Annotated in this window: 11 protein-coding genes; 2 read left to right on the top strand and 9 right to left on the bottom strand. The window is 68.2% G+C overall.

Going from position 1 to position 12127, the window contains the following annotated elements; genetic code table 11:
- Positions 1-38: 38 nt before the first annotated feature.
- From ACNSN7_RS14230 to ACNSN7_RS14205, 6 genes are all read right to left on the bottom strand, one after another.
- Positions 39-464: a hypothetical protein gene (locus ACNSN7_RS14230; protein WP_418282966.1), complete on the bottom strand. Its 426-nt coding sequence runs from the start codon at positions 462-464 to the stop codon at positions 39-41.
- A gap of 25 nt (positions 465-489) precedes the next feature.
- Positions 490-1488, bottom strand: a complete 999-nt coding sequence (locus ACNSN7_RS14225; RefSeq protein WP_418282965.1) for an aminotransferase class IV — start codon at positions 1486-1488, stop codon at positions 490-492.
- Positions 1485-2162 carry an anthranilate synthase component II gene (locus tag ACNSN7_RS14220; RefSeq protein WP_418282964.1) on the bottom strand — a complete coding sequence of 226 codons (678 nt, stop codon included), beginning with the start codon at positions 2160-2162 and terminating at the stop codon, positions 1485-1487. Before ACNSN7_RS14220 ends, ACNSN7_RS14225 begins: the two co-directional genes overlap by 4 nt.
- Positions 2155-3825, bottom strand: a complete 1671-nt coding sequence (locus ACNSN7_RS14215; RefSeq protein WP_418282963.1) for an anthranilate synthase component I family protein — start codon at positions 3823-3825, stop codon at positions 2155-2157. The genes ACNSN7_RS14220 and ACNSN7_RS14215 overlap by 8 nt, the downstream gene beginning before the upstream one ends.
- A 76-nt stretch (positions 3826-3901) precedes the next feature.
- On the bottom strand, positions 3902-4585 hold the full coding sequence (locus ACNSN7_RS14210; protein WP_418282962.1) for a helix-hairpin-helix domain-containing protein: 684 nt from the start codon (positions 4583-4585) through the stop codon (positions 3902-3904).
- Positions 4586-4697: 112 nt separating this feature from the next.
- Positions 4698-5441: a fumarylacetoacetate hydrolase family protein gene (locus tag ACNSN7_RS14205; RefSeq protein ID WP_418282961.1), complete on the bottom strand. Its 744-nt coding sequence runs from the start codon at positions 5439-5441 to the stop codon at positions 4698-4700.
- A gap of 118 nt (positions 5442-5559) precedes the next feature.
- Between ACNSN7_RS14205 and ACNSN7_RS14200 the strand changes: the two genes are divergently transcribed.
- Positions 5560-6309 carry a metal-dependent hydrolase gene (locus ACNSN7_RS14200; protein ID WP_418282960.1) on the top strand — a complete coding sequence of 250 codons (750 nt, stop codon included), beginning with the start codon at positions 5560-5562 and terminating at the stop codon, positions 6307-6309.
- A 176-nt stretch (positions 6310-6485) separates the two neighbouring features.
- Complete coding sequence (locus tag ACNSN7_RS14195; RefSeq protein WP_418282959.1) at positions 6486-6878, top strand: OsmC family protein; 393 nt, start codon at positions 6486-6488, stop codon at positions 6876-6878.
- Positions 6879-7043: 165 nt separating this feature from the next.
- On the opposite strand, the gene ACNSN7_RS14190 is transcribed toward ACNSN7_RS14195, so the two are convergent.
- The 3 genes from ACNSN7_RS14190 to ACNSN7_RS14180 form a co-directional block, all read right to left on the bottom strand.
- Complete coding sequence (locus tag ACNSN7_RS14190; RefSeq protein ID WP_418282958.1) at positions 7044-9689, bottom strand: hybrid sensor histidine kinase/response regulator; 2646 nt, start codon at positions 9687-9689, stop codon at positions 7044-7046.
- 40 nt (positions 9690-9729) lie between these two features.
- Entirely contained in the window at positions 9730-11124 is a 1395-nt protein-coding gene (locus ACNSN7_RS14185) for a glycerate kinase type-2 family protein (RefSeq protein ID WP_418282957.1), read from the bottom strand.
- 139 nt (positions 11125-11263) lie between these two features.
- On the bottom strand, positions 11264-11746 hold the full coding sequence (locus tag ACNSN7_RS14180) for a TspO/MBR family protein (RefSeq protein ID WP_418282956.1): 483 nt from the start codon (positions 11744-11746) through the stop codon (positions 11264-11266).
- Positions 11747-12127: the final 381 nt, after the last annotated feature.

Genomic DNA, 12127 nt, shown 5'->3' with positions numbered 1-12127 from the left:
GGCAATTGTTTCCGCGGGAGCGCCCGGTGGGACCGCGTTCATTCCCCGTGTTCCATCGATCGGTGTCGGAACACGTTGACGAGCGCGAAAAGCAGCATCGTCGTCGGAACGGCGACGGAGACGCCGAGAATCACCGCGGTTCCGGGCATCAGCGTGGTCTCGACGAGGAAGAAGGCGGTCGCGCCCGCGGTGGCGACGACGAGGACCAACACCCACAGCGACTGACGCGTGAGCACGTCGTCGGGGTGGCGGTCGAACAGCAGCCGATCGGCGACGACCGCGATCAGCGCGACGCCCGTGACGACCGCTCCGAGACCGAGCGACAGCGTCGGCAGCCCGGTCGTCACCGGAAGCGCGTCGACCAGGGTAAACAGGACGTACAGGGCCGCCGAAACCCCGAAGTACAGTCCCGTCCAGAGCGCCGCGGCCCGCCGGAGCGATCCGGAGTCGTCGACGTCGGTCATCGGTCGGTATCGCGTCGTGAGGGGATTAGGTGTTTCCCTCCCCGACCCGCTCGCCGTTCGCCTCCGTGGATCGGTAGTGTGCCGCCTCCACTCGGCGATCGTACAGCCTCGAGAGCAGTGCCGTGAGCGGTCCTGACGCCGCCGGGTCGTCACCGCTCTCGCCGTTTCCGGTTTTGCCGCTCTCGCCGTTTCCGGTTTCACCGAGGGCGATACCGTCGACGGTTTCAACCGGACGGATCTCCCACGTCGAGTTCGTCAGGAAGGCCTCGTCGGCGTGGCGCACCTCGTCGGGCGTGTACCGGCCCTCCTCGGCCGGCACCCCCTCCGCCTCGGCGAGTTCGAGAACCGTCCGTCGGGTGATCCCCGGCAGGATCGGACCGTCGAGCGAGGGCGTTTTCAGTGCGGTTCCGTCGACGAAAAACAGGTTCGACGTCGCCCCTTCGGCGACGTAGCCCTCGGGGTCGAGCATGAGCGCCTCGTCCGCGCCGGTGACGCGAAGTTCCAGTCGGGCCATGATCCCGTTGAGGTAGTTGTGCGTCTTCGCGCTCGCGGGGAGCGCTCTCGGGGAGGGTTTCCGCGTCTTCGTCGTCTGGATCGTGGCGGGCCCGTCGAAGACGGGATCGGCGTCGACCCCGCCGCGAGGCAGGGGCTTCACGATCACGACGACCGTGGGGTCGACGTCGGGATGCGGGTCCAGCGTTCCGGGCTGGATCCCCCGCGTGATCGAGAGCTTGACGTACGCGTCCGCGAGGTCGTTGGCCGCGAGCGTCTCGTCGATCCGCTCCTTCAGGTCGTTGTCTGTGATCCCGTGGTCGAGGCCGAGCGTCTCGCAGGTGTCGGCGAGCCGGCTCGCGTGGTCATCCCAGCGGAACACGTCGCCGCCGTACGCCCGCATCGTCTCGAACGCGGCGTCCCCGTAGGCGAACCCGCGGTCCTCGACGGAGACCGTCGCCTCGTCGGCGGGGACGAGTTCGCCGTCGACGTGGTACGTCGGGTCGGATCGGGCGGGTCCGTCGCCGGTCATGACTCACACAGTTCGACGAAGTTCCGTACCATCCGTTTCCCGGCCGGCGTGAGGATGCTCTCGGGGTGGAACTGGACGCCGACGTGCGCGCGATCTCGCCGACGTACGCCCATCACGACCTCGCGTTCGTCCTCGGTGCGGGCGGTCTCGACGAGCCCGTCGGGGAGATCCGCTCGCTCGACACACAGCGAGTGGTATCGTCCGACCTCGATCCGGTCGGGAAGGCCGGCGAACACGCCCTCCCCGTCGTGTGAGATCGTCGATGGTTTCCCGTGGACGACGTCCGGCGCGTGGCCGACCGTCGACCCGAGGTTCGCACACATCGCCTGATGGCCGAGACACACGCCGAACACGGGTCGACGGAGGTCGAAGGCGTCGATCGAAACGCCCGCCTCCTGGGGAGTTCCGGGACCGGGCGAGACGACGACGCCGTCGGGATCGATCCGGCGGATGTCGTCGACGTCGACCGCGTCGTTCCGGCGGACGGTCACCGCGCCCGCGACCTCGCCGACGTACTGGACGAGGTTGTACGCGAACGAGTCGTAGTTGTCGATGACGAGTATCCGAGCGCCGGACTCGCCCGCGCCGGGCTGCCAGTCGGCTTCGGCGTTGATCCCGCGGCCGCCACCCCCGCGGCCACCGTCCCGCCGGCCGTCGTTCTCATCGTCAGTCATCGTCGATCACCTCCTGTCCGTCGTCGTTTCCCCCTTCGACCGCCATGTCGCCGGCCTGCAGCGCGTCGTCGATGGCGGTCACCAGCGCGCGCGCCTTCGCGAGCGTCTCGTCGTACTCCGCGTCCGGCTCGGAGTCGTGGACGATCCCGGCACCCACGCGGAGGTGGTACTCGTCGGCGTGCCGGACCAACGTCCTGATGACGATGTTCAGCGTCGCGCGGCCGTCGAAACCGACAGCGAGCATCGAGCCCGTGTACGGTCCCCGCCGCGTCTCCTCTAACTCGTCGATGATCTCCATCGTCCGGGGTTTCGGTGCCCCGGTGATCGTGCCGCCGGGGAAGCAGGCCGCGATCGCGTCCGAGAGGCTCACGTCCGGCCGCGCTTCGCCGTCGACGACGCTCACGAGGTGCATCACCTCGGAGTACCGGTCGACTCGGCGGTACTCGGGGACGTCGACGGTTCCGAACCGCGACACCTTCCCGAGGTCGTTGCGTTCGAGGTCGACGAGCATCGCGTGTTCCGCGCGCTCCTTCTCGTCGCCGGTCAGCTCCGCCTCCCGGTCGGCGTCGATCTCGGGCGTCTCTCCGCGGGGACGAGTGCCGGCGATCGGCTCCGTGAGGAGTCGCGCGCCGCGATCGGAGTCGTCGGTCGGGACGCGCTCCAAGAGGAGTTCGGGGCTCGCGCTCACGAGGTCGGCCCCCCGCCCGTCCAGACCGAACTCAACGAGCCCGGAGTACGGTGCGGGGTTCACGTCGCGGAGCGCATCGTACGCCTCGACGGGATGGACCGCTGCGGGCGCGTGCAGGCGTTGGGAGACGTTCGCCTGGAACGTGTCTCCGTCGCGGACGTATCCCTTCACTCGGCGCACGGCGTCGGCGTACGCCTCGCGACCGACGTCGCTCTCGAACGTCGCTGCCGACTCGGAGACGGGCGCGGGGCCGACGTCGGGATCTCCGGTCTCGATCCGCTCCCGGAGCGCCGTCGCGCGGGCGACCGCGTCGTCGTAGATCCGATCGAGCGTCCGATCGGTGTGCGTGGCGGTCGCGTCGACGTCGTCAGCGGTCGTCCCCGCCACCTCGCCGGGGACCTTCGGACAGACGGTTATCCGCAGACTGACGCCGTCGTCGGGATCGCCCGTCGGACACTCCCATGCGGCGACCCGGTCGAACAGGCCGACCTGGAGCCGTGGGAGTCCGCGGTCGTCGACCGCTCCGACCCCGTCCGGCGGCGGATCGCGGAACGACTCCAGTTCCCGAGCGACGTCGTAGGAGAGCCAGCCGAACGCGCCGCACGGGTACGGAACCGTGCAGTCGCCGCGCGCGAGCTGCTCGCCGTCGAGCAGCCCGTCGAGCGCTTCGAGCGTCGGCGTCGCCTTTCGGTAGTCGCCGGTCGGGCTCGCTCCGTCGGCGGCGGTCCGGTCGGCGACGACGGCGTCGCTCGACACGCGGAGCCGCTCGATCGGGTCGGTCCCGAAGTAGCCCCAGCCGGACTGGCCGCCGGTGGTTTCATAAAAGAACCCGCCCGGTCCGTCGCGGGCGCGGCGGAAGGCGTCGAACGGGTCGTCGACGTGTGTCCGCGTTTCGACGGGAACGCGGGCGTCGTCGGGGGCCGTCGCGGCGACCTCGCGGAAGCGCTCCCGGTCGGTGACCACGGTGTTGGTCATGACGTACGCACCCGCGGCGGACACAACGCGGTCGTGGTCGACGTGGCTGGATCGGTTACGTGCTCCATCCGGCCTCTCAGAACTCGTTGGCCCGCTCGATCCACGTGGCGGCACGCTGTTCGCCCACGCTCACCTGCTCGGCCACCTCGACCGGGTCCGCCGCGGCGAGTTGGTCGATCGTCTCGATACCCGCCTCGGAGAGCCGCTCGGCGTACGCCGGACCGATACCCGTTATCAGTTCGACCGGATCGCCATTCGGATCGTCGTCTTCGGCGGCGGCGGCGTCTTCGGCGGCGGCGTCGTCGTCGGTGTCGTCGGTGTCGTCGGCGTCGTCGGTGTCGTCGGTGTCGTCGGCGTCGTCGGTGTCGTCTTCGGTGTCGTCGGCGTCGTCTTCGGTGTCGTCGGCGTCGTCGGTGTCGTCGGCGTCGTCGGTGTCGTCTTCGGTGTCGTCGGCGTCATCGTCGCCCGTGTCTTCGTCATCGTCGCCCGTGTCCGCGGCCCCCGCGTCGTCATCGTCGTCCGTGTCTTCGTCATCGTCGACGGACTCACTGGTCGTCCCGTCGTCGACCGTCTCGTCGTCGCCTCCCTCGTCGTCGACGGCGGTCGATCCGGTGTCGTCCACCGATCGTCCGTCATCCACCTCGCCTGCGTCGTGCTCGCCCGATTCTCGTTCGACCGTCACTTTCGCCTCGGTTTCTTCGCGGTCGGCGGATCCGCTCCCGATCCCGAGCGCGTCTTTGAGCTTCTGCAGTAACGCCATTACACACCGATACGAACGGGGATTATTTAAAAGTCGGCAGCCCAGCATCGATCTCGTCCGCGCCGAGCTAACGGCGAGCACTCCTCGGGCGGATCGCCTTCTCGTCGACGTCCTACGGGATCCGGACGTCGTGTTTGAGCGTTCCGACGCCCTCCACTTCCACCTCGACGGTGTCGCGGTCGGAGAGCGGCCCGACACCGTCGGGCGTCCCGGTCGCGATCACGTCGCCGGCCTCCAGCGTCAGGTACGTCGTGATCTCCTCGATCAGCGTGGGCACGTCGAAGACGAACTGGCTTCGGTCGCCGGACTGTTTCGTCTCGCCGTTCACGCGGAGCTCGACGCTCGCGTCCGCGGGTACCTCGTTGGGCGTCGCGAGGACGGGACCGAGCGGCGCGGCGTTGTCGAACGCTTTCCCGCGTACCCAGTTCTGCTCTTCGTTCTGGTCGTCGCGGTTCGAGACGTCGTTCATGCAGGTGAACCCCGCGACGACGTCCATCGCGTCCGCGGCGTCGACGTCCTTGCACTGTTCGCCTATCACGACCGCGATCTCTGCCTCCCAGTCGATCCGCTCTTTCCCGCTCGGGACCGTGACCGTGTCGCCGTGGCTCGACAGCGCGTTCGGCGGCTTTAAAAAGAGCAGCGGTCGGTCCGGAACGTCGTTACCCAGCTCGGCGGCGTGGTCCGCGTAGTTTCGACCGATACAGACGATCTTCGTCGGCTCGGTCGGCGGGAGCACGTCGATCGCGTCGTCGTCGAGGTCGTACACGCTGTTCCCGAACGTGACGGTGTCGGTGGGCGGGTCGTACGTTCCCTCGCGGACGGAGCCTGCCGGGTCGCGGAACCGGACGTGGTGCATGTCCGACCGCTCGGTCTCACCCCTCAAAAGGGTTCGTGAGGCGGCGACCGTGACTCCGGTCGAACCCCGTCAGGGAGTTGAGGTTTATTAGGTTGCGTCGAGACGTATCGAGCGTATCATGGAACTCACTTGGCACGGCCACTCCACGTGGCACGTCGTCGTCGACGACACCGAACTGCTGATCGACCCGTTCTTCGACAACCCGAAGACGGACGTCGATCCCGAGGAACTGGACCCCGACTACCTCCTGTTGACCCATGGTCACACGGACCACATCGCGGACGCCGACCGCTACGAGGGCGCGACGGTCGTCGCGACGCCGGAGCTGACGAGCTACGTCCAGGACACGTTCGGTCACGAGGACGCCGTCGGGGGGATGGGGATGAACATCGGCGGCACCGTCGAGTGCGGCGACGCGTGGGTGACGATGGTCCGCGCGGACCACTCGAACGGCATCGACACGGGCTACGGGACGTCCGCCGGCATGCCTGCCGGGTTCGTGATCGGCGACAAGAAGCCGACACAGGAGTCCGACCCCGACTGCACGACGTTCTATCACGCAGGCGACACCGGGCTCATGTCCGAGATGGTCGACGTGATCGCGCCGTACCTCGAGCCCGACGCCGCCGCGTTGCCCACCGGTGACCACTTCACGATGGGGCCCGCCGGGGCGGGGATCGCCGCCGACTGGGTCGGTGCCGACGTCGTGTTCCCGATGCACTACGACACGTTCCCGCCGATCGAGATCGAGACGCGGGAGTTCGTCAACGAGGTGAAAGCGGCGGGTGCCGCCGCCGAGCCCGTCGTGCTCGACGGCGACGAGACGTACACGCTCAACGGGGACGACGCGTACACGGACGACGCCTGAGCCGATCGGTTCGACGATCGAGGGGGAGGAGCACGGGGTCTCGTCGACCGCGCCGAGCCGGTTCACTTTTTCACGCTTCGCCGACCGTTCCCGTCCGGCCGTGACGCGACGTTCGTGTGTCGGACGCTCCCGGGATAACAACATTTAGGCCCACGGCGACGAATCGGTTAGTACCAATGTCGGACATCGAAACCACCACGGTATGTGAGGACGGCTACGCGTGCACGAGCCAGGTCGGCGACTTCGACCTCCAGATCGACGCCACCGACGAGACGGGTCCGAACCCGAACGCGGCGCTCGTCGCGACGTACGCCTCCTGTTTCATCCCCGCGTTCCGCGTCGGCGCGAGCCAGCGCGACGAGGAGGACCTCGGAAAACTCCAGATCGACGCGAGCGCCGAGCTCGATGACGACGACGACCTCGCGGCGATCAGCTTCGACCTCCACGTCGAGGCCGACCTCGCCGACGCCGACGACATCGTCGAGCGCGCGGAGGGGATCTGCCACGTCCACACCGCGCTGCGAGACGACCTGCAGGCCGACATCACCGTCCACGGCGGCGCGTTCTAAGGGATCCGCGACGACGTAGTCGCCACGTCGTTGCATCGATCGATACGCTTTCGACACACCACGACGAGTGACGGCGTTCTCCGCTCATCGAGGCGTATGAGGTGCATCGGGGTTTATGGGGTGCATCGGGGTTTATGAGATGCATCGACGGGGCCGCACCGATGACTACGACGACTGTCGCTCGACGCCACCGAACTCGAACCGTGCGCCGCCGTCGGCGCTTTCGGTCAGCGACACCGTCCAGCCGTGTGCGTCCGCGATCCCGGCGACGATCGAGAGCCCGAAACCGGTCCCCGACTCCGAGGTCGAGTGGCCGCTCTCGAAGACGGCGTCACGCCGATCCTCGGGGATTCCGGGACCGTCGTCGGCGACGTAGAATCCGCTTCCGTCGGGGAGATCACCGACCGTCACCGTCACGTTCGCCCGGGTATGCTCGACGCTGTCATCGGGCTCCGCCCGATTGCTCGTGGAACCGTGTTCCACGCTGTCACCGGCTGGAAGCCGGTTGCCCGTCGAGCCGTGCTCGACGGCGTTCCGAAACAAGTTCTCGAACAGCTGTCGGAGCCGTCCCTCGTCGGCGAGCACGACGCCGTCGACGTCGACGACGATCCGCGCGCCCTCCTGTTCGACGTTCTGCCAGCAGTGGGTCACCAGGTCCGCCAACCGGATCGCCTCCCGGTCGCCGACGGTTTGCCCCTGTCGAGCGAGCGTGAGCAGGTCGTCGATCAGTCGCTCCATGTCGTCGACGGCGCTCTCACAGCGGTCGAAGTGCGAGTCGTCCCCCGTTTCTCTCGCGAGCCCGAGGTAGCCGGAGAGCACGTTCAACGGGTTTCGGAGGTCGTGTGAGACGATCGAGGCGAACTCGTCGAGCCGCTCGTTCTCTCGCTCGATACGTCGCTCGTACGCCTTCTGCTCGGAGACGTCACGGCTACTGACCAGGAACCGGTCCTCCCCTTGGACGTCGATCCGGCGGGCGTGCACCCTCGCGGGGAACGTCGACCCGTCACGCCGTCGGAACGTGGTGTCGACGCGAAGGGTCTCGTCGACGTCGAGATCGTTCCAGTTCGCGGCCGCCTTCGTCGAGTCCAGTTCGGTGTCGACGTCCCATACGTGCATACCGATCAGCTCCTCCCGATCGTATCCCAGTTCCTCGCTTATCGCTCGGTTGGCGTCGACGATCTCCCCGTCCAAGTCGTGGATATTGATCATGTCCGGAGAGTACTCGAACAGCGCGTTGAGCCGTGCGGTCGTGCGTTCGAGCCGTTCCTCGCGTCGCCTCGCATCGCTGACGTCACGGAACACGCCGAGCACGCCGTCGAACTCCCCGTCGATCACGAGCCGCGTGAGCTCGTAGTCGACGATCGCGTCCTCCTGGTCCGGAAGGTCGACAGTGAGGGTGTCCGTGAGCGACTCCCGCGCTCCCGTGACCAGTTCGGCGAACGGATCGTCGTCGCGTTCGGCCCGCAGCCGTTCCAACAACGGGCTCTCTCGTCCGACGAGCGATTCCGGCGTCGTCTCGTACACGCTCGCGAGACGCTCGTTGACGAACGTGAACCGTCGATCGGCGTCGTAGAGACACACCGATGCGGGCATCTCGTCGACAACCCGGCGATAGCGTTCCAGGTCGCGCCGGCCCTCCGTCTCGTCGGTGACGTCGATGTGGACTCCGACCGCCCGTATCGGCTCGCCGTCGTCGTCGCGCTCGACGACGGTCCCGCGATCGCGGATCCACTTCCAGTCGCCGCCCTTCGTTTGCATTCGATGGTCACACTGGTAGTAGTCCGTGTGCCCGGCCAGATGCTCCTCGAGCGCCGCATGGACGGCCCCGATGTCGTCGGGATGGACGCGCTCCTCCCACGCGGCGAGGTCGGTGTCGACCTCCGAGAGCTCGTAGCCGAGCATCGCGGCCCACCGCTCGTCGAACGTCACCTCGTCGGTCCGGAGGTCCCAGTCCCAGACGCCGATCTCGGCCCCCTCGAGCGCGAGCTCGAGCCGATCCGACAGATCACGGAGCTCCCTCCGACGCGCTTCCCGTCCGGAGACGTCCCGGAAGTACACCGAGAGGCCGGTCTCGGAGGGGTACGCGTGGACCTGGATATCGGCTCCGCCCGGCTCGTAGCGGAACTCGAAGACCGTCGGCTCTCCGGTCCGCATCGCCGTCCGGTACTCCGTCTCCAGTTTCGTGCCGAGCAGGTCCGGAAACGCGTCCCAGAGCGTCTCGCCGAGGATCGCCTCCTCCTCGCGGCGGAGGACCGTCTCCGCCCGCCCGTTGAGGTAGGTGAACCGCCAGTTCTCGTCGAGCGCGTAGAACGCGTCGGTCATCCGATCGAGGTGTTCCTCGAACCGCTGCTCGGCTCGCGTGCGTGAGACGAGGTTCTCGATCCGGGTCGCGAGCGTCGCGTACTGCTCCGTTCCGGCCTCCTTGCTGAGGTAGTCGTCGACGCCGGCCGCGATGGCGTCGCTGGCGACTCCCTCCGAACCTCGACCCGTAAAGAGCACGAATGGGAGGTCCCCGTACCGGTCGCGGACGATCCGGAGGAACTCGATCCCGTCCGTGTCGGGCATGTCGTAGTCGCTCACCACACAGTCGACCGTCCCGTGCTCGATCGCCGCCACCCCCTCGTCGACGCTCGTCGCCGTCGTCACGTCGAACCGATCGCTCTGCCGCCGGAGGAACGCCGCGGTCGTCTCGGTGAACGCCGCGTCATCGTCGACGTACAGGACGCGGATCCCGGACGGCGATCCCGGTGGCCCCCGCGAGGCTGACACACCGTCGGATCGGACGTCCCCCTGATCGTTCCGCTCCGTCATCCGTTCGTATGCAACGGTAGGGTCGTGTTAACCGTTCCCCTTATCGTGTTGACCGTTCCCCTTCGCTGGACGAGTGATCGGGGCGGTCCTCGACGACGATGACGCGGAGGTCGTTGACGTTCGTTCCGGTCGGCCCGGTCCGAACGAGCGCGTCGGCCTCGTCCAGACACGGATGGGTGTCGTTGCGATCGATCGCGTCCCGTCCGTCGCGCTTCGAGAGGGTCGTCGCGTCGACGATCCCGCCGGCGGCGTCGGTCGAGCCGTCGATCCCGTCGGTGTCGACGCTCGCGACGACGATCCCGTCGGTGTCGAGCGCGACCGCGCTGCTGACGGCGAACTCCTGGTTCGGTCCGCCGTCGCCGGGGTCCTCGCCGAGCGTCACCGTCGTCTCGCCGCCCGACAGGAGGACCGCCGGCGGCGCGGCGGGCGATCCGCTCCCGCGACACTCCTCGGCGATCGCGATGTGTGTCAGCGCGGACTCGCGCGCCTCACCGCGGACCCCGGCCGCGAGGACCGTCGGCGCGTATCCTCGGCGTTCGGCGGCCGTGCTGGCCGCGTCGAGCGCGGTCCGGCCGCTCCCGAGGAGGTGCGTGCTCGTTCGCTCGAACGCCGGATCCCCGTCGGTCGGCGTCTCGGGCCGATCGCCGTCGGCACCTGCTCGGAGGTGGTCGCGGACCGCTCGCGGGACGTCGAGACCGTACCGGTCGACGACGTCGAGCGCGTCGCCGTACGTCGACGGGTCCGGCACCGTCGGACCGCTGGCGATCACGCTGCAGTCGTCGCCGACCACGTCGCTGACGACGAGCGTGACGACCGTCGCCGGCGCGGCGGCGCGGGCGAGCTGCCCGCCCTTGATCGCCGAACAGTGCTTCCGGACGGCGTTGATCTCGTCGATCGTCGCGCCCGACGCCAGCAGTGCCTCGGTCACGGTCCGGAGGTCCGACAGCGATATCGATGCGACGGGGGCAGCCAGCAGCGCGCTCCCGCCGCCGCTGATCGTCGCGATCACGAGGTCGTCCTCGTCGGCCGCGTGCGCCCGATCGAGCACGCGCCGGGTGTGCGCTACGCCCCGCTCGCTCGGAACCGGGTGATCGCCGGCCAACACGTCGACCGTCCCTGACGGCGTCGGATCGTCGGTGACGACGACGCCGCCCGACAGCCGATCGCCGAGCACCGTCTCGATCGCCGCCGTGAAGCTCCCGCCGGCGTTGCCGCCGCCGATCAGGATCACGTCGTCGTACGCGTCGAGGTCGTACTCGGCCGGCGGACCGTCCGTCGCCGTGACGGTCAACACGCCCTCTCGCAGCGAGAGACCGTCCGAGACGAGCGTCGCGGGGCGTGCGGCGGCTATCCCGGCGAGGAGGCAGTCGAGCGCGACGTCGTGAGCGGGTGTGCGTGCGATCGCCTCCCGTTTCTCACACGAGATCTCGTCCATGCGACACGGTTCCACTCAGTCGCGTATGTATCCATCGGGCACCGAGATCACCCCGCGTAGATCGCGCGGCTCACCCCGCGTAGACCGCGCGGCTCACCCCGCGTAGACCGCGCGGCTCACCCCGCGTAGACCGCGCGTCTCACCCCGCATAGATCGCGTAGTTGAGAACGAGCGCGAACGAGACCCACCCGAGGTACGGGACGAGCAGCGCGGCCGCCGATCGGCTGACGCGGTCGAACGCGACGACGGTGCCGACGATGGCGATCCACAGCGCCGCGATCACGACGAGCCCGAGGTCGGGGCGCTGGAGCCCGAAGAACGCGGGCGTCCACGCGAGGTTGAGCGCGAACTGGACGGCGAACGCCGCCAGCGCGACGCGCTTGTCCGACCGATCCGTCTCCGCTCGCCAGACGAGGAACAGGGCGATCCCCATGAGCGTGAACAGCAGCGTCCAGACGATCGGAAAGAGGATCTCCGGCGGAAAGAACCACGGTCGGTCGATCCAGTTCGTGTCCGACCCGACGAAGACGGCCGGCGACGCCCCCAGGGCGTTCACCCCGAGGACCGTCCCGACCGCGATGAGTCGATCTCGCGTCGACAGTTCGCGGAAACGTGCGTGCATACGCGTCGTACACGCCGGGAACGGGTAGCGATTTCGGCGGAGTGTTCGGTCGGTTTTAACGGTTTGGTCGGGCGCGGCAGTTCACTACGCAGCCGCATTCGGGTGACCGACTGAGGGTGTCGTAGAACTCTTCTCACGGCGGTTTATTTCACAATTCGACAACTGGATCAGCTAGAGAGTCTGGTTGCTTCTTGATCGAGAGCGGGAGTGGGTGTTGCAGGTCGCCGGTCGCGATGCGGCATTTAAACGACCGTGAGCGACGGCGACTACCACTTATAAACGAACTGTGCGGTGGCGCGCGCCTCCGAGCGCCCGACGGGCGCGAGGAGCGCGTGCGAGGGAGTCAGGGGCGGTCGCCGAGCGGTTCCGGCGACCGCCCCT

This window comes from Halorubrum rarum (assembly GCF_048380895.1).
Lineage (GTDB): Archaea > Halobacteriota > Halobacteria > Halobacteriales > Haloferacaceae > Halorubrum.
Note: the sequence above shows the minus strand (reverse complement) of the source record. Positions and strands in the feature narration are given on the sequence as shown.

Coding starts and splice junctions, on each gene's coding strand:
- ACNSN7_RS14230 (WP_418282966.1), bottom strand. CDS start 464: ATGACCGACGTCGACGACTCCGGATCGCTCCGGCGGGCCGCGGCGCTC.
- ACNSN7_RS14225 (WP_418282965.1), bottom strand. CDS start 1,488: ATGACCGGCGACGGACCCGCCCGATCCGACCCGACGTACCACGTCGAC.
- ACNSN7_RS14220 (WP_418282964.1), bottom strand. CDS start 2,162: ATGACTGACGATGAGAACGACGGCCGGCGGGACGGTGGCCGCGGGGGT.
- ACNSN7_RS14215 (WP_418282963.1), bottom strand. CDS start 3,825: ATGACCAACACCGTGGTCACCGACCGGGAGCGCTTCCGCGAGGTCGCC.
- ACNSN7_RS14210 (WP_418282962.1), bottom strand. CDS start 4,585: ATGGCGTTACTGCAGAAGCTCAAAGACGCGCTCGGGATCGGGAGCGGA.
- ACNSN7_RS14205 (WP_418282961.1), bottom strand. CDS start 5,441: ATGCACCACGTCCGGTTCCGCGACCCGGCAGGCTCCGTCCGCGAGGGA.
- ACNSN7_RS14200 (WP_418282960.1), top strand. CDS start 5,560: ATGGAACTCACTTGGCACGGCCACTCCACGTGGCACGTCGTCGTCGAC.
- ACNSN7_RS14195 (WP_418282959.1), top strand. CDS start 6,486: ATGTCGGACATCGAAACCACCACGGTATGTGAGGACGGCTACGCGTGC.
- ACNSN7_RS14190 (WP_418282958.1), bottom strand. CDS start 9,689: ATGACGGAGCGGAACGATCAGGGGGACGTCCGATCCGACGGTGTGTCA.
- ACNSN7_RS14185 (WP_418282957.1), bottom strand. CDS start 11,124: ATGGACGAGATCTCGTGTGAGAAACGGGAGGCGATCGCACGCACACCC.
- ACNSN7_RS14180 (WP_418282956.1), bottom strand. CDS start 11,746: ATGCACGCACGTTTCCGCGAACTGTCGACGCGAGATCGACTCATCGCG.